The 15,058-nt window shown below is 73.0% G+C and carries 17 protein-coding genes; 9 read left to right on the top strand and 8 right to left on the bottom strand.

Features of this window, described 5'->3' with window-relative positions; all coding sequences use genetic code 11:
• Positions 1–5: 5 nt before the first annotated feature.
• Positions 6–398 carry an SCO4983 family protein gene (locus ABD981_RS15110; protein ID WP_046909840.1) on the top strand — a complete coding sequence of 131 codons (393 nt, stop codon included), beginning with the start codon at positions 6–8 and terminating at the stop codon, positions 396–398.
• Positions 399–511: 113 nt separating this feature from the next.
• Here the strand turns inward: ABD981_RS15110 and ABD981_RS15115 are convergent, their stop codons facing one another.
• A complete protein-coding gene (locus tag ABD981_RS15115; protein ID WP_123954830.1) occupies positions 512–967 on the bottom strand; it encodes a hypothetical protein in 456 nt (151 codons plus the stop codon).
• A 99-nt stretch (positions 968–1,066) separates the two neighbouring features.
• Here ABD981_RS15115 and ABD981_RS15120 point away from each other — a divergent pair, with 99 nt between their 5' ends.
• From ABD981_RS15120 to ABD981_RS15135, 4 genes are read left to right on the top strand one after another with little or no spacing between them, the layout of a single operon-like run.
• Entirely contained in the window at positions 1,067–2,188 is a 1,122-nt protein-coding gene (locus ABD981_RS15120; protein WP_205628246.1) for a hypothetical protein, read from the top strand.
• A complete protein-coding gene (locus ABD981_RS15125; protein ID WP_046909842.1) occupies positions 2,185–3,375 on the top strand; it encodes a toxic anion resistance protein in 1,191 nt (396 codons plus the stop codon). The genes ABD981_RS15120 and ABD981_RS15125 overlap by 4 nt, the downstream gene beginning before the upstream one ends.
• Positions 3,372–4,961 carry a substrate-binding and vWA domain-containing protein gene (locus ABD981_RS15130; protein ID WP_046909843.1) on the top strand — a complete coding sequence of 530 codons (1,590 nt, stop codon included), beginning with the start codon at positions 3,372–3,374 and terminating at the stop codon, positions 4,959–4,961. The genes ABD981_RS15125 and ABD981_RS15130 overlap by 4 nt, the downstream gene beginning before the upstream one ends.
• Positions 4,948–5,538 carry a hypothetical protein gene (locus ABD981_RS15135; RefSeq protein WP_205628247.1) on the top strand — a complete coding sequence of 197 codons (591 nt, stop codon included), beginning with the start codon at positions 4,948–4,950 and terminating at the stop codon, positions 5,536–5,538. Before ABD981_RS15130 ends, ABD981_RS15135 begins: the two co-directional genes overlap by 14 nt.
• 150 nt (positions 5,539–5,688) lie before the next feature.
• Here the strand turns inward: ABD981_RS15135 and ABD981_RS15140 are convergent, their stop codons facing one another.
• Positions 5,689–7,512: a phosphoenolpyruvate carboxykinase (GTP) gene (locus ABD981_RS15140; protein WP_046909844.1), complete on the bottom strand. Its 1,824-nt coding sequence runs from the start codon at positions 7,510–7,512 to the stop codon at positions 5,689–5,691.
• 197 nt (positions 7,513–7,709) lie between these two features.
• Between ABD981_RS15140 and trhA the strand changes: the two genes are divergently transcribed.
• Both trhA and ABD981_RS15150 read left to right on the top strand, forming a co-directional pair.
• A complete protein-coding gene (trhA, locus tag ABD981_RS15145; RefSeq protein ID WP_046909845.1) occupies positions 7,710–8,402 on the top strand; it encodes a PAQR family membrane homeostasis protein TrhA in 693 nt (230 codons plus the stop codon).
• Positions 8,403–8,420: 18 nt separating this feature from the next.
• The gene (locus ABD981_RS15150; RefSeq protein WP_046909846.1) at positions 8,421–9,053 is read left to right on the top strand and encodes a TetR/AcrR family transcriptional regulator; all 633 of its coding nucleotides are present in this window, start codon (positions 8,421–8,423) and stop codon (positions 9,051–9,053) included.
• Here the strand turns inward: ABD981_RS15150 and ABD981_RS15155 are convergent.
• From ABD981_RS15155 to ABD981_RS15165, 3 genes are read right to left on the bottom strand one after another with little or no spacing between them, the layout of a single operon-like run.
• Complete coding sequence (locus ABD981_RS15155) at positions 9,007–10,068, bottom strand: glycoside hydrolase family 26 protein (RefSeq protein ID WP_046909847.1); 1,062 nt, start codon at positions 10,066–10,068, stop codon at positions 9,007–9,009. The two genes, ABD981_RS15150 and ABD981_RS15155, sit on opposite strands and share 47 nt — an antisense overlap.
• 1 nt (position 10,069) lies before the next feature.
• A complete protein-coding gene (locus ABD981_RS15160; protein ID WP_046909848.1) occupies positions 10,070–10,717 on the bottom strand; it encodes a vitamin K epoxide reductase family protein in 648 nt (215 codons plus the stop codon).
• 19 nt (positions 10,718–10,736) lie between these two features.
• The gene (locus ABD981_RS15165; RefSeq protein ID WP_046909849.1) at positions 10,737–11,240 is read right to left on the bottom strand and encodes a DUF5949 family protein; all 504 of its coding nucleotides are present in this window, start codon (positions 11,238–11,240) and stop codon (positions 10,737–10,739) included.
• Between the two features lie 150 nt (positions 11,241–11,390).
• Here ABD981_RS15165 and ABD981_RS15170 point away from each other — a divergent pair, with 150 nt between their 5' ends.
• Entirely contained in the window at positions 11,391–11,813 is a 423-nt protein-coding gene (locus ABD981_RS15170; protein ID WP_046909850.1) for a tyrosinase family oxidase copper chaperone, read from the top strand.
• Entirely contained in the window at positions 11,797–12,663 is an 867-nt protein-coding gene (locus ABD981_RS15175) for a tyrosinase family protein (RefSeq protein WP_046909851.1), read from the top strand. The genes ABD981_RS15170 and ABD981_RS15175 overlap by 17 nt, the downstream gene beginning before the upstream one ends.
• Positions 12,664–12,713: 50 nt before the next feature.
• Here ABD981_RS15175 and ABD981_RS15180 read toward each other — a convergent pair whose 3' ends face one another.
• The 3 genes from ABD981_RS15180 to ABD981_RS15190 form a co-directional block, all read right to left on the bottom strand.
• Entirely contained in the window at positions 12,714–12,986 is a 273-nt protein-coding gene (locus tag ABD981_RS15180; RefSeq protein ID WP_046909852.1) for a chaplin, read from the bottom strand.
• A 295-nt stretch (positions 12,987–13,281) separates the two neighbouring features.
• The gene (locus ABD981_RS15185) at positions 13,282–13,776 is read right to left on the bottom strand and encodes a hypothetical protein (RefSeq protein ID WP_046909853.1); all 495 of its coding nucleotides are present in this window, start codon (positions 13,774–13,776) and stop codon (positions 13,282–13,284) included.
• Between the two features lie 131 nt (positions 13,777–13,907).
• Positions 13,908–14,882, bottom strand: a complete 975-nt coding sequence (locus ABD981_RS15190; protein ID WP_123954832.1) for an LPXTG cell wall anchor domain-containing protein — start codon at positions 14,880–14,882, stop codon at positions 13,908–13,910.
• Positions 14,883–15,058: the final 176 nt, after the last annotated feature.

The raw sequence follows: 15,058 nt of genomic DNA on the forward strand, positions 1-15,058 counted from the left end.
GTCCCATGTACGAACCGATCCGCACCAAGTCGGTCCACCGGATGGCCGACGACGACCGGACCGCGTATCCGCACCGCTCCCGCGAGGAAGAGCTGGACATCCAGCTCGCCGGGCACCTCGCCGCCCTGCTCGCCGTCACCGACGAGCTCGGCGACGGCGAGGCCGGCGAGCTGATCGCCCGGCAGGTCGCCAGGCTCCGCGGCGCGCCCCCCGCGCGCCACGCGGGGCTCAGCGGCTCCCCCGCCGAAGCGCTGCACCGCAGGGCCCACGCCCTCGCGGGCCGCGCCCTGGTCGTCGCCGCCTCTCGGGCCGACACGGCCGCCGCGATCCTCGCCGCCGAGCGCATGGACGCGCACACCGCGGCGCTCACCGGGGACTCCCTGGTCGGCGCCCCCTGACGGCCCCGGTCCGCGCGGCCACGACACCGCGCGGACCGGGCGCCACCCAGAATTCACGGGCGCCACCCGGAATTCATCCACGGCGCCCCCGTCCCCACCGCCCGCCCTCCGCGCTACGGCCCGCCGTCCGCGTCGGGCCCCCCGCCCTCGGGCGATCCAGCGGCCCCGGCCCCGACCGGCACCAGGCCGCTCACCCCGCAGCCGAGCTCACCCCCGCCGAAGCGCTTCGCGCCGACCAGCACCGCCCGCCGGGGGCCCTCCGGGCCGGTGGAGAGGACGACGCTGCCGGCGTCGACCACCGCCCCCCGACCCGCCTCGCTCGTGTCGAGGAAGTCGACGCCGACGGTGTACGCCCCTGCGGGCACGCCCTCCTCCAGCTCGACCCGGGCCGTCGGCCTCCCCGAGACCGGATCCGTGACGCACGTCGCCAGCGCCACGTCGTCCTCGGGAAAGCGCATGTCCTCGTGGATCGTCCCCGACACGTAGACGTAGCCGACGAACACGCCGACCGGCGCGAGCACCGTCAGCGCCCCCACGGTCACCAGCACCACGACCAGCCAACGCGGCATACCGTCACCCCCCGGTGAAGTCGGCTCACGGTACACGGCGTTCCTGTTCCCTTCCGGGATCACGGCTTCACCCTCCGTACACCCAACTCGCCCTGGAATGTGGGTTTCCGCGAGCACGCTGCCCGCGTGAGACGCATTCTGGGAATCGTCCTCGCCGTCCTGCTCCTGGGCGGCGTGGCCGCCGTCCTCGTGGCGGGCGGCGACCGGGGCGACAGCGGCACGGCAACGAAGACCGTGCGAGGAGTGATCGGGTCGGAGAAGGCGGAGTTCTTCGCCGATCCCGAGGTCGTGAAGGCCCTTGCCGCCAAGGGCCTCACCGTACGGACGGAGACCTCCGGGTCCTGGGACATGGAGCGACTGCCCCTGCGGGGCTACGACTTCGCGTTCCCGTCCGCCAAGGCGCCCGCCGACGAGATCAAGGCCAGGACGAAGGCGACCGGCACCCCGGTGCGGCCCTTCTACTCGCCGCTGGTCGTGGTCGCGCACAGCGCCGCCGCCACGGTGCTCGCCGGCAACGGGCTCGCCACGCTCGGCCCCGGCGGCCACACCGGCACCCTGCGCATGGAGGCCTATCTCGCCGCCGCCCGCGCCGACCGGACCTGGCAGCAGCTCAAGGGCTCCGCCGGGCACGCCGAGCTGAGCGGCACCCTGTTCGTCACCTCCACCGACCCCCTCGCCTCCAGCTCCGGCGCGCTCTACCTCGCCGCCGCGAGCTACGTCGCCGACGGCGGCCGGGTCGCCGGGGACGAGGCCGCCGTCGACCGCACGGCCCCGCTGCTGCGCAAGCTCATCCAGGTGCAGGGCGCCCAGCAGTCGAGCTCCGACGCGCCCTTCCGGGACTTCGTCAGCGGGGTCGGCAACCCGCTGGTCCTGGTCTACGAGTCGCAGGTCGCCGCGCAGCTGATCGCCAAGCAGGAGGCGGGCGACCTGGTCGTCCTCTATCCCGACACCACCGTCAACAGCGACCACACGCTCGTCCCGCTCACCGAGGCCGGCCGGACCCTCGGCGACCTCCTCTCCACCGACCCGGAGCTGCGCAGGCTCGCGGTCCGCCACGGCTTCCGTCCGCAGGGCGCCCCCGCCGAGTTCACCGCCGCCACCGCCGGTCTCACCGGCTATCTCGACCAGACGCTCACCGGGGTCCGCCAGGCGCCCGTGCCCACCTCCGCGGTGCTGCACCGGATGGCGCTGCGGGCCCGCGACCAGGGGGACCCCGCATGACCACGCCCACCGGACCCGACAGCCCGCTCGTCCTCACCCCGCCCGAGCCGGTCCCGCCGGTCCGCGCCGAGCAGGCGAAGACGCTCGTCCCGGTCGACGACTCCGTCCGCACCGAGATGGCCCGGCGCGCGGACGAGTACGTCGGCTCGCTCGCCGGACTCGACGCCCGCTCCCCCGAGTTCGCCGGGCGGATCGGGGAGATCGCGGCGCTCGGCCGCGGCGAGCTCCGCACCGCCGCCCAGCAGTCCAACCGGATGCTGGACCGCACGGTCCGCTCGCTCGGCTCGGCCGGCGGCGACCCGCAGGGCCGGGTCGGCGACTCGCTCGTCGCGCTGCGGCGCACGGTCGAGGACCTGGACCCGCGCGACACCGCCGCGAAGGGCGTACGGGGTCTGCTGTCCAAGCTCCCCGGCGGCAACCGGGTGCGCGACCACATCGCGAAGTACGCCTCCTCGAAGGCCACCCTCGACCGGATCCTGGACGCCCTGGACGCCGGCCAGGACGAACTGCGCCGTGACAACGCGGCCCTGCAGACCGAGCGGGCCCGGCTGTGGGAGACCATGGGCCGCCTCCAGGAGTACGCGGTGCTGACCGAGGCCCTGGACGGGGCCGTCGAGGAGCGGGTCGCGCGGACCGCCGACCCCGCGCAGGCGGACGCGCTCCGGGCCGACGTGCTCTTCCCGGTCCGGCAGAAGCACCAGGACCTGCTGACCCAGCTGGCCGTCTGCGCCCAGGGCTACCTGGCGATGGACGTGGTGCGCCGCAACAACGACGAGCTGATCAAGGGCGTGGAGCGGGCGGCGACGACGACCGTCACGGCGCTGCGGATCGCGGTGATGCTGGCCTCCGCGCTGGACCACCAGAGGAAGGTCACCGAGCAGGTGAAGGCGCTGCGCGGGACGACCGAGTCCCTCATCCGGCACAACGCGGAGGCGCTCGCGGGCCAGTCCGGCGACATCCAGCAGCTGGCCGCGGAGCCCGCGGTGGGCCTGGAGACCGTGCGCACGGCCTTCCAGCAGATCTACTCGACGCTCGACGCGATCGACACGTACAAGGTCCGCGCGACCGAGTCGATGGCGCAGACCGTCGACGCGCTCACCGCCGAACTGGAGGCGGCGAGCGCCCACCTGGAGCGCACCCGCGAGCCGTCCGGCGGCGCCGGGATCCTCGAAGGGGGCCGCGGATGAGGACCGTGAGCACCGCCGTCCGCACCGCCGCCGTCGCCCTCGCGCTCGCCCTCGCCGCCACCGGCTGCGCCGGGGGGCAGCACCCCGACGGAACCGACGGCCCGGACGGCGACCGGCACGCCTACCGCCCCGGCACCCTGCGGGTCCTCGCCTCCTCCGAACTCGCCGACATGGCGCCCGTGCTGGAGGAGGTGCGCAAGGCGACCGGCGTCACCGTGCGGCCCACCTACGCCGGGACCCTCGACGCCGTCGGGCGGATCGCCTCCGGTGAGGCCGACAAGGAGTACGACGCCGTCTGGCTGTCGTCCAACGACTACCTGCGGCTGCGCCCCGACACCTCCCGGAAGATCACCGGCGAGACCCCGGTGATGACCTCCCCGGTCGCGCTCGGGGTGCGGCCCGGCGTCGTCGCCCGGCTCGGCTGGGACCCGGCGAAGGTCACCTGGGCGCAGATCCACCGGGCCGTCGCCGAGAAGAAGCTCGGCTACGGCATGACGGACCCGATGCGCTCCAACTCCGGCTTCTCCGCGCTCGTCTCGGTCGCCTCGGGCCTCTCCGGCGCCCAGTCCGCGCTCACCGACCGGGACGTGAGGGCCGCCACCCCGAAGCTGAAGGAGTTCTTCGCCGGGCAGAGGCTGACCTCCGGCTCCTCCGGCTGGCTCGCCACCGCCTACGCCCGCCGCGGCGACGTCGACGCGCTGGTCAACTACGAGTCGGTGCTGCTGTCGATGCCGGGCGACCTCACCGTGATCCGCCCCGCCGACGGGGTGGTGACCGCGGACTACCCGCTGACCTCGCTCACCGCCGCCCGCCCGGAGGCCAAGGACGCCGCCCGCCGGCTCGCCGCGCAGCTGCGCACCCCGGCCGTCCAGCGCCTGATCACCGAGCGCACCCTGCGCCGCCCGGTCGTCCCGGGGGTGGCCCCGGCTCCCCGGCTCGCGGCCGGTCCGCGCCGCGAACTGCCCTTCCCCGGCACCCGTTCCGTCGCCGACGGGCTGCTCGACGCGTACGACAACACGCTGCGCCGCCCCTCCCGCACGGTCTACGTCCTGGACACCTCCGGCTCGATGGAGGGCGGGCGGCTGGACCGGCTCAAGGCGGCGCTCGCGCAGCTGACCGGCGACTTCCGGGACCGGGAGGAGGTCACGCTGATGCCGTTCGGCTCCTCGGTGAAGCGCTCCGAGGTGACCACCCGCACGGTCGACCCGGCCGCCCCGAAGGGCGCCCTCGACGCGATCCGGGCCGACGCGGGCCGGCTGTCGGCCTCGGGCGGCACCGCGATCTACTCCAGCCTGAAGGAGGCGTACGCGCAGCTCGGCGCCGACGCCTCGGACGGCGCGTTCACCTCGATCGTGCTGATGACGGACGGCGAGAACACCGACGGCGACCCGGCCGAGGCCTTCGACGCCTTCTACGCGGACACGCTCACCCCCGCCCAGAAGCGCACCCCGGTCTTCCCGATCCTCTTCGGCGACTCCGACCGGTCCGCGCTCGACCACATCGCCGAGCTCACCGGCGGCCGTCTCTTCGACGCGACCCACGGCTCGCTCGACGGAGCCTTCGAGGAGATCCGTGGCTATCAGTGACCCGCTGCTGCGGTACGTCGAGTCCCGCAAGAACCTCGCGGGCTGCGTGTGCGGCCTGGCCGGGGTGGGCCTGGCCCTGACCGGTGCGGCCGGCCCGCTGTGGCCGCTGGTGGTCGCGGGCCTGTACGGGGCGGGCGCGCTGATCGCCCCGCCGGAGCGCCCGGCCGCCCCCGCCTTCCCGGATCCGGCCGAACAGCTGGACGCGCTGCGGGCGGACCTGGCGACGCTGCGGGAGTACCTGGCCGAGGTGGAGCTCCCGCCGGCCGCGCACGGGCGCCTGACGGAGCTGGACACCCTGCTGGGCGCCCTGCTGGAGCCGGGCTGGGTGAGCGACCCGGAGCACCTGCGGGTGCTGGGCCGGGCCGTGCGCCAGGACGTGCCGGAGGCCGTCGACGCCTTCGTGCGGAGCCGGTGGTGGATCCGGGCGGTGCCGGGCAAGGAGCCCCCGGAGCGGCACCTGGAGCGGCAGCTGGCGGCGCTGCGGACCGAGGCGGGGGCGATCGCCGAGGCGATGCACGAGGCGGAGGCCCGGCGCCAGGAGACCCACACCCGCTACCTGGAGGACCGCAACCGCTGACCCCCGTCCCGTACCCGGACATGCGCCGGCCCCCGCAGCCGTGAGGGGGCTCCGGGGGCCGGATGCGTCGTGGCGGGCCGTCGTGACCCCACTGGTCAGGGCGGCGTTTCGGGGCAACCCGCCACGAGTCTCGGGTGTACCGCTACGGGATCAGCCCAGGCGCTCGACCAGCGCGCGGTACTCGTCCCACAGCTCCTTCGGGGTGTGCTCGCCGAAGGTCTCCAGGTGCGCGGGGACCAGGGCGGCCTCCTCGCGCCAGACGTCCTTGTCGACGGTGAGCAGGAAGTCCAGGTCGGCCTCGGGCAGTTCCAGGCCCTCGGTGTCCAGGGACTCGCGGGTCGGCAGGACGCCGATCGGGCTGTCGACGCCCTCGGCCTTGCCGTCCAGGCGCTCGACGATCCACTTCAGGACGCGGCTGTTCTCGCCGAAGCCGGGCCACACGAACGTGCCCGCGTCGTTCTTGCGGAACCAGTTCACGTAGTAGATCTTCGGCAGCTTGGCCTGGTCCTTGTCGGCACCGACCTTCACCCAGTGCGCCATGTAGTCGCCCATGTTGTAGCCGCAGAACGGCAGCATGGCGAAGGGGTCGCGGCGCAGCTCGCCGACCTTGCCCTCGGCGGCGGCGGTCTTCTCGGAGGCGACGTTCGCGCCGAGGAAGACGCCGTGGTTCCAGTCGAAGGACTCGGTCACCAGCGGCACCGCGGAGGCGCGGCGGCCGCCGAAGAGGATCGCGGAGATCGGGACGCCCTTGACGTCCTCCCACTCGGGGGCGATCGTCGGGCACTGCCCGGCCGGGACGGTGAAGCGGGCGTTGGGGTGGGCGGCCGGGGTCTCGGACTCCGGCGTCCAGTCGTTGCCCTTCCAGTCGGTCAGGTGGGCGGGCGCCTCCTCGGTCATGCCCTCCCACCAGACGTCGCCGTCGTCGGTGAGCGCGACGTTGGTGAAGACCGAGTTGCCCCAGAGGGTCTTCATGGCGTTGGCGTTGGTGTGCTCGCCGGTGCCGGGGGCGACGCCGAAGAAGCCGGCCTCGGGGTTGATCGCGTAGAGGCGGCCGTCCTCGCCGAAGCGCATCCAGGCGATGTCGTCGCCGATGGTCTCGACCGTCCAGCCGGGGATGGTCGGCTCCAGCATGGCCAGGTTGGTCTTGCCGCAGGCCGACGGGAAGGCCGCGGCGACGTACTTGGCCTCGCCCTGCGGCGGGGTGAGCTTGAGGATGAGCATGTGCTCGGCGAGCCAGCCCTCGTCACGCGCCATGACGGAGGCGATGCGGAGCGCGTAGCACTTCTTGCCGAGCAGGGCGTTGCCGCCGTAGCCGGAGCCGAAGGACCAGATCTCGCGGGTCTCCGGGAAGTGCGAGATGTACTTGGTGGAGTTGCACGGCCACGGGACGTCGGCCTCGCCCTCGGCGAGCGGCGCGCCCAGGGTGTGCACGGCCTTGACGAAGAAGCCGTCGGTGCCGAGCTCGTCGAGGACGGCCTGTCCCATGCGGGTCATCGTGCGCATGGAGACGGCGACGTACGCGGAGTCGGTGATCTCGACGCCGATGGCGGAGAGCGGGGAGCCGACGGGGCCCATGCAGAACGGGACGACGTACATCGTCCGGCCCTTCATCGAGCCGCGGAAGATGCCCTTCTCACCGGCGAAGATGTCCTTCATCTCGGCCGGGGCCTTCCAGTGGTTGGTCGGGCCCGCGTCCTCCTCCTTCTCGGAGCAGATGAAGGTCCGGTCCTCGACGCGCGCGACGTCGGTCGGGTCGGAGGCCGCGTAGTACGAGTTCGGGCGCTTGACCGGGTCGAGCTTCTTGAAGGTCCCCTTGGAGACGAGCTCCTCGCACAGGCGCTCGTACTCGGCCTCGGAACCGTCGCACCAGACGATCCGGTCGGGCTGAGTGATCTCGGCGATCTCGTTGACCCACGAGATCAGTTCCTTGTGCTGGGTGGGGACGGTGGAGGGAGCCGCGTTGTCGCGCGCCACGATTGCTCCTTGTTGAGGGGTTTTTAAGATGTATGCCCCTTGGGGGCTGCGACCCGGATGCGTCGTAGGCGCTCATCCGGTGCCGACCGCACTCATTTGATCATCCGATGCTACCGCCCATATGTCCAGAGGGCCTCACACGTGAGCATCGCCACTCATATCCGGTACCTACGGGGGCGTAGGTAGCATTCGGTTCTATGACTGCAGCCACGCCGGACCTCACGTCCGCGGAACAGCGCCCGGCGCTGCCGCTCCCGATCAAGCCGAGACTCAGGGGCTGGCTGCACGCCGGAATGTTCCCCGCGGTGATCGTCGCCGGCCTCGTCCTGGTCGCCCTCTCGGACTCGCCGCGGGCCCGGATCGCGTGCGGGATCTACGCCCTCACGGCCTGCCTGCTCTTCGGGATCAGCGCCCTGTACCACCGCGGCAACTGGGGCCCGCGCGGCGAGGCGGTGCTGCGGCGCCTCGACCACGCCAACATCTTCCTGATCATCGCGGGCACCTACACCCCGCTGACCCTGCTGCTGCTCCCGGACTCCACCGGGCGCCCGCTCATGTGGGCGGTCTGGGCGGCGGCCACCGCCGGCATCGCCTTCCGGGTCTTCTGGGTCGGAGCCCCTCGCTGGCTGTACACGCCCTGCTACATCGCCATGGGCTGGGCCGCCGTCTTCTTCCTGCCGGACTTCATGCGCACCGGCGGCATCGCCGTCCTCGTCCTGGTGATCGTCGGCGGCCTGCTCTACAGCGCGGGCGGGGTCATCTACGGCATCAAGCGCCCGAACCCCTCACCCCGCTGGTTCGGCTTCCACGAGGTCTTCCATTCCTTGACGCTGGCCGCGTTCATCGTCCACTACGTGGGCATCTCGCTCGTCGCCTACCAGCACGCCTGAGGAGCCTGACCAGGCACAATGACGGCCATGCCCGTCACCCCCGGCCGCCCCGGCCTGCGCGAGCGCAAGAAGCTCAGGACCCGCGCCGCGATCCGCCGCGCCACCTACCGGCTCGTGACCGAGCAGGGGTACGAGGCCACCACCATCGAGCAGATCGCGGCGGCGGCCGAGGTCTCCCCCTCCACCGTCGTCCGCTACTTCCCGGTGAAGGAGGACATCCTCCTCACCGACGACCAGGACGCCCTGCTGGAAGCCCGGCTCCTCGCCCGCCCGGCCGGCGAGGAGCCGCTGGAGTCGCTGCGGGCCGTCGTCCTCGACGCCGTCACGGCCGCCCTCGCCCACGAGCCGGACGAGATCCGGCTGCGCGCCCGCCTCATGACGGAGATCCCCGCGATCCGCGCCCGGCTCACCGAGACCACCGCCGAGAGCGGCCGACGGCTCTCCCGGGCCGTCGCCGAGCGCACCGGCCGCGACCCCGACGACCTGGAGGTACGGGTCTTCACCGCGGCCGTCCTCGGCGCGCTGCGCGAGGCCACCCTGCACTGGGCCGAACACGGCCAGGGCGACGACCTGGTGCCGCTCCTCGACCGGACCGTCGACACCCTCAAGGCCGGGCTGACGCTCCGGCCGGCCGGCCCAGCGCGCCCCTGAGCACCTCGCCCGAGGCCGGGTTCTCCGCGCAGCCCCACACCCCGTGCGGGCAGTAGTCGGTGAAGGTCTGGTACACCGGCCGGTGCCGCCCGAACCAGTCGAGCATCCCCCGCACGTACGCCGGGTTGTCCCCGTTGCGGAACAGCCCCCACTCGGGGAACGAGACCGGCTTGCCGTGCGCCGCCGCGAAGGCGGCGTGGTGCGCGAGCCCGTACTCCTCGGTGACCTGCTCCTCGAAGGAGAGCCCGGCCGGCTGGTCGTACGCGTCCATGCCGATGATGTCGACGTGGGCGTCGCCCGGGTAGCAGCGCGGCCAGGCGATCGCGTCGAGCCCCCGGCTCGGCGTGAAGTCGAAGCGGAAGCGCTGCCCCGGCACCTCCCGCAGCACGCCCACCACCCGCCGCCAGTACGCCTTCCAGGCCTCCGGGTCGGGCCCGCAGCGATGGCTGTACGTGGTCCCGTTCATCTCCCAGCCCAGCACCAGCACCGCGTCCCCGAGCCGGTACCGCACCAGCCGCTCCCCCAGGGTCCTGAAGTGCCCGTCGTACGCCCCGGCCGCCCCGCGCCGCAGTCCGTCCCGGACCTGCCCGTCGTCCAGGCCCGCCTCGCTGCGGTCGAGGAGCGGCACGTTCAGGACGAACAGGCGCCCCTGCCGTTCCTCCTTCCAGTGCGCCCACGGCTCGAACAGCGCCGGGTGCCCCTCGATGTTGGACCAGCGGTCGCCCGGCAGATAGGTGTGCCCGACGCTCAGCGGCTCCCCGCCGAGCCAGCGCTCCACCCCGGCGATCCGCCGCACCCCGGCCTCGTCGGAGCCGGTGAAGAACCCGGACGGCACCCCGGGCAGCGGCACCGGCGCCCCGTCCGGCTCCGGCGGCACCGTCGGGCCGGACGGATCGGCCCGCCCGGCGGACGGCCGGCCGCCCGGCGCGAGCCGCTCGTACGGCAGCAGGAACGCGAACGCGGCCGCGAGCAGCAGCGTCAGCGCCACTCGCGGCCAGGAGGAGGGAAGGGGCACGTCAGGCGGTCCAGAACTCCCACCAGCGGGTCAGGATCAGCATCCCGATGATCCCGATGTGCAGCACCGGGAGCGCGAAGGTGAACTCCCCGAGGAAGCCCTTCACGGCGGCCGGCGCGGGCAGCGTCCCGTGCCGCACGTTGTGCGCGGTGACGTACCAGAACATCGTGATCGTGGCGCACCAGGCCAGACAGCACCACAGACAGAGCGAGTTGATCTCGTACAGCGACTCGTACATCAGCCAGGTGCAGAAACCGACCCCGAACAGCATCCCCGCGTTGAGTCCGAGCCAGAACCAGCCCCGGTAGCGGGCGCCGGCCAGGATGCCGGCGCCCACGGCGGCGACCACGGCGTACGTGACGAGCCCCAGCATCGGGTTCGGGAAGCCGAACACCGCCGCCTGCTCGCTCTTCATGATGTTGCCGCACGAGACGACCGGGTTGAGGCTGCACCCGGGCTGGAAGCCCGGGTCCTCCAGGAGCTTGAACTTGTCGATCGTGATGACCCAGCCGGCCAGCACGCCCGCCGCGCCCGTCACGATCAGCATCCAGGCGAAGGCCCGGCTCGCGCCGGTCCCCGCTCCGCCCGTCCGCTCGTCCTCCTGCTGCCGCTGCCCCGGTACCGCACCCCGTACGTTCACCGTCGCCATGACGCCGCCCCCTCTCCGCTCAGCCCTGGATCCGGCTCACCGGCACCGCGATGTGGCCCGAGTTCCGCACGACCTCGTCGTCGGAGATGAAGGCCTTGAGGCGGTCCTCCGCGACCGGCGCACCCGGCTCCGCGTCCGGCCACGGCTGGACCGGGACCTTCACGATGACGTGACCGGTCTCGTACGCCGCGGCCTGCCAGTCCGCCGACACCGGGCACTGCGCGTTCATGAACGGCAGCGTCAGCACGGCCCGCTCCGCCTCGACGAGCAGGTGCGCGCCGATGCCGCGCTCCTGGCCGGCGTCGACGACGATGCCGCCGATCGGCACGCCCATGCCCTCCAGGGTCTCCCGCAGCTCCGTCTCTCCGGCCTCCCGGCCGTGCAGGCCGTCGCCGACCGAATAGACCATCAGGAAGGGCGTGGCGGGCATGTCTTCGGTCGGCCCGAGGGTCCACGAGATGACGCTGAGCGTTCCCATCGTGTGGGCGCTGTGCTCCGTGGGGAGGACATTGGAAGTGGTCATGGTTCCGGATGCTAGGGGACGAACACCCGCCCCCCCTCCGCCGAATTCACTCATTCGGCCGACATTCCATCCGCCTGCATTTCCGGCGCAACGAAGCGCGGTTTACATCGTTGTGCCCAGAGGGCATCAGTCGACCTCAGGAGATCGCTCATGATCGTCCCGCGCCGCGCCGCATTGCGGTCCCTTTTCGCGCTGGCCGTCACCGCTTTCACGGGCGGCGCACTGGCCCGGATCGGGACGGCGGACCCGAGCCGCCCCGGCGACCCCGCCGGCTCCGCCGGCCCCGCTGCAGAGGCCTCCGTCTCCTTCGACGAGATGTACGCGGGACGGCGCATCCAGGGGCGTCCGGGACCGGACGGGGAGCCGCTGGCCCTCGTCGACGGCCGGCCGCTCCACCTGATGCGCTGCGCCGACGGCGGCTACGTCACCCCGATCGACCACTACGAGTCCTGTCCGACGCCGCTGGCGGCCGTCCGCGCGGCCGTGGACGAGCTGGGTTCCGCCCCGCTCTCCCGGCTCGCCGCCGCCCACGGCACCCACCCGGGAGGGAGCCCGCGTGGCGTACACGCGTAAGAACCAGCGCGACCTGACCAGCTCCGAGCGGAAGCGCTTCGTCGCCGCCGTCCTCGAACTCAAGCGGAGGGGCACCTACGACGACTTCGTCCGCACCCACATCGACCACTACGTCGCCGACGGCGAGGGCAAGCGGCGCGAGGCCCACATGTGCCCCAGCTTCCTGCCCTGGCACCGCAGGTTCCTGCTGGAGTTCGAGCGGGCGCTGCGCCGGGTCGACCCGGCGGTGACCGTGCCGTACTGGGACTGGACCCGCGACAACACCCCGGGCTCGTCGCTGTGGAGCGAGGACTTCATGGGCGGCAACGGGCGCCGGGGCGACCTCCAGGTGACCACCGGCCCCTTCGCGTACGCGGGCGGCCGCTGGACGGTCAAGCAGAACATGACCGAGGGCAACTTCCTCACCAGGGACTTCGGGCGCCCGCGCGACCCGATCACGCTGCCGACGGCCGCGCACGTGGAGGAGGTGATGGGCGAGCGGGCGTACGACGTGGCGCCGTGGAACTCCACCAGCGCCTCCGGGTTCCGCAACCGGATGGAGGGCTGGTCCGGCGGCCAGGGCAACGAACGCTTCCGCCTGCACAACCGGGTGCACCGCTGGGTGGGCGGGCTGATGCTCGGCGGGGCCTCGGTCAACGACCCGGTGTTCTGGCTGCACCACGCCTACGTCGACCTGCTCTGGTCGCGCTGGCAGCAGCGCAACCCGGGGGCGGGCTACCTGCCGAAGGACCCGCCGCCGCTGGGCGACCCGCAGTACCGCCGGGTCACCTCGCTGAACGAGAAGCTCGGCCCGTGGAACGTGACCCCCGCGGAGCTCCTCGACCACAGCGGCATCTACCGCTACGCATGACAGCGTCCCCCCGGCCCGCCGGGCCGGGGGGACGCTGTCGGGGCCGGGATTCAGCCGCCGTAGCCGCCGTCACCGTGGTGACCGTCGACGTTCGCGCACTGGTTGCCGAAGGTCGGGTTCAGCAGGCCGATGACGCTGACACTGTTGCCGCAGAGGTTGATCGGCACGTGGACCGGGACCTGCACGACGTTGCCGGAGGCGACACCGGGGGAGTGGGCGGCGACGGCCTCGGCGCCGGAGTCGGCGACGGCCATGCCGGCTCCGCTGAGGGCAACGGCACCCGTGCCGGCGAGGACAGCGGCAGCCTTCGCGATGCGAGACATCAAGAACTCCTTGAACGTGGAATGCGACCGCGAGAATCACGGTCACGCGTTCCTTCAACGCCACAATGGCGTGCGGGTCACGGCCATTGCGCCGAATGGAAACGAAATCGGAAGAGATGGCCCGCAGATCGCCCGTCCGCCCGTCGTCGGCTACGACGGGACGGACCGGGACCTGCGGGCCGCGGCCATGCGACAAGCCTTCATCTGCAACGAGCAGCGATCCCTCGGGTGGCGGGAAGAATCGTGTCTTCACCCGCCGGATCAAAGGTCGTACAAACGAACGCCGTCCGGCCGGCTACGGCGCCAGGCCCAGCTGCGGGTCCAGCGCGCCGTTCAGCGCGGGGGTGAGGACGCCCGCCTCGGGCGCCGTGAGCCCCGGGAGCAGTCCGCCGGCCTGCGGGGTGCTGACCGGGTTGCCCACGACGGCACCGGGGGTGACGGCCTTCATCTCCGCCCGGGGGCTGGTGAGCTCGGCCGTGCCCGGCTCGCTGTTCTTGAGGAGCTCGGGCAGCGGGGCGGCGATGTCGGTCCTCGACAGGGTGCTGTCGAGCGGGATGCGGGGCAGGGTGAGGTCCGGCAGGCTGCCGACGCCCTCGTGGAAGCCGGTGGGCGCGCCCGGGACCGGCGTGGGGACGCCGGTCTCGACGGTGGGGGCGTCCATCGGGATCACCGGCTCGAGGCCCTGGAGGGGAACCACCACGGGGGCGTCCGCGGCGGCGGGGGTCGCCAGGGCCGCGGACGCGAGGGCGGTGGCCAGGAGACCCAGGCCGACGTGAGATCGCAGATTCATGTCCTGCAAACGAGTTCCGGGTGGGGAACGTGACGCAATTCCCCTGAGTGCAGCAACGCCAGGGGTCCTCACCGGTGAGCGGCGAGGACCCCTGTTGACGCGCCGTCAGCGTGACGTGCCGTGGCGGCGGTTCAGTGGCGGCCGCGGACGAGGCGTCCGCCGCGCAGGTACATCACGCCGCCGCCGACGAGGAGGGCGGCGCTGATCGCGGCGGCGCCCATGAGGGCGGCGGAGTCGCTGCCGGTGTCGGGGAGGTGCGGGTGCTCGCTGGGGTGACCGGGATGCGACGGGCCGCAGTCCGGTCCCTCCTCGCCGTACTCACAGCCGGGCCCGCCCGGATGGGTCGGCGGCTGCGTGCCGCAGTCCGGCCCCTCCTCGCCGTACTCGCACCCGGGCCCGCCCGGGTGGGTGGGAGGCCGGGTGGTCGGCGGCTGCGTGGTCGGCGGGTGCGTGGTCGGCGGCTGGGTCGTCGGCGGGTGCGTCGTCGGCGGCTGGGTCGTCGGCGGGTGCGTCGTCGGCGGGTGCGTGGTCGGCGGCTGGGTCGTCGGCGGGTGCGTCGTCGGCGGCTGGGTCGTCGGCGGGTGCGTCGTCGGCGGGTGCGTCGTCGGCGGCTGCGTGGTCGGCGGCTGGGTCGTCGGCGGGTGCGTCGTCGGCGGCTGCGTCGTCGGCGGGTGCGTCGTGGGGCCGCAGTCCGGCCCCTCCTCGCCGTACTCACATCCGGGTTCGCCCGGGTGGGTGGGCGGCTGGGTCGTCGGCGGCTTCGTCTCGTGCCCCCCACCCGGCGGGGCCGGGTGGTGACCGGGCGGGTGGCCCTCGTCCCCGTAGCCGCCCGGCTCGTCCTCCCCGTAACCGCCGGGATCGTCGGCGGCGGAGCCGACCGCCTTGGCGCACAGCTCGGCGACGGCGGCACCCATGCCCCCGAGGTGCGCGTGGTCGCCACAGACCTCGGCCGCGGCGGGCTTCCGGCCCTGGCCCCCGGCGCCGGGTCCGGGCGCGTCCCCCGCGGCGGTGGCGGAGTTCGCCGCGAGGGCGAGACCGCCGGTCAGCGAGAGGATGCCGGCCGCCGCCGCGGTGGTGAGCATTTTCCTGGTGATGATGGATCGCATTCCGCTCTTCCTCTGGAAAGGGAGAGACCGGCGAGGATCCCCCCTCGCTCCGACCGGCCCGTGATTCCCCGCCGTCCAACTAAGTGGGGATGGCGAGAGCGTAAGAAGCGGGCACGGCGCGCGATCGATCCCACGCGACACATGATCCGAAAATCATTCAATCGGACTCACGGAAA

The sequence above is a fragment of the Streptomyces showdoensis genome (assembly GCF_039535475.1).
GTDB classification, from domain to species: domain Bacteria; phylum Actinomycetota; class Actinomycetes; order Streptomycetales; family Streptomycetaceae; genus Streptomyces; species Streptomyces showdoensis.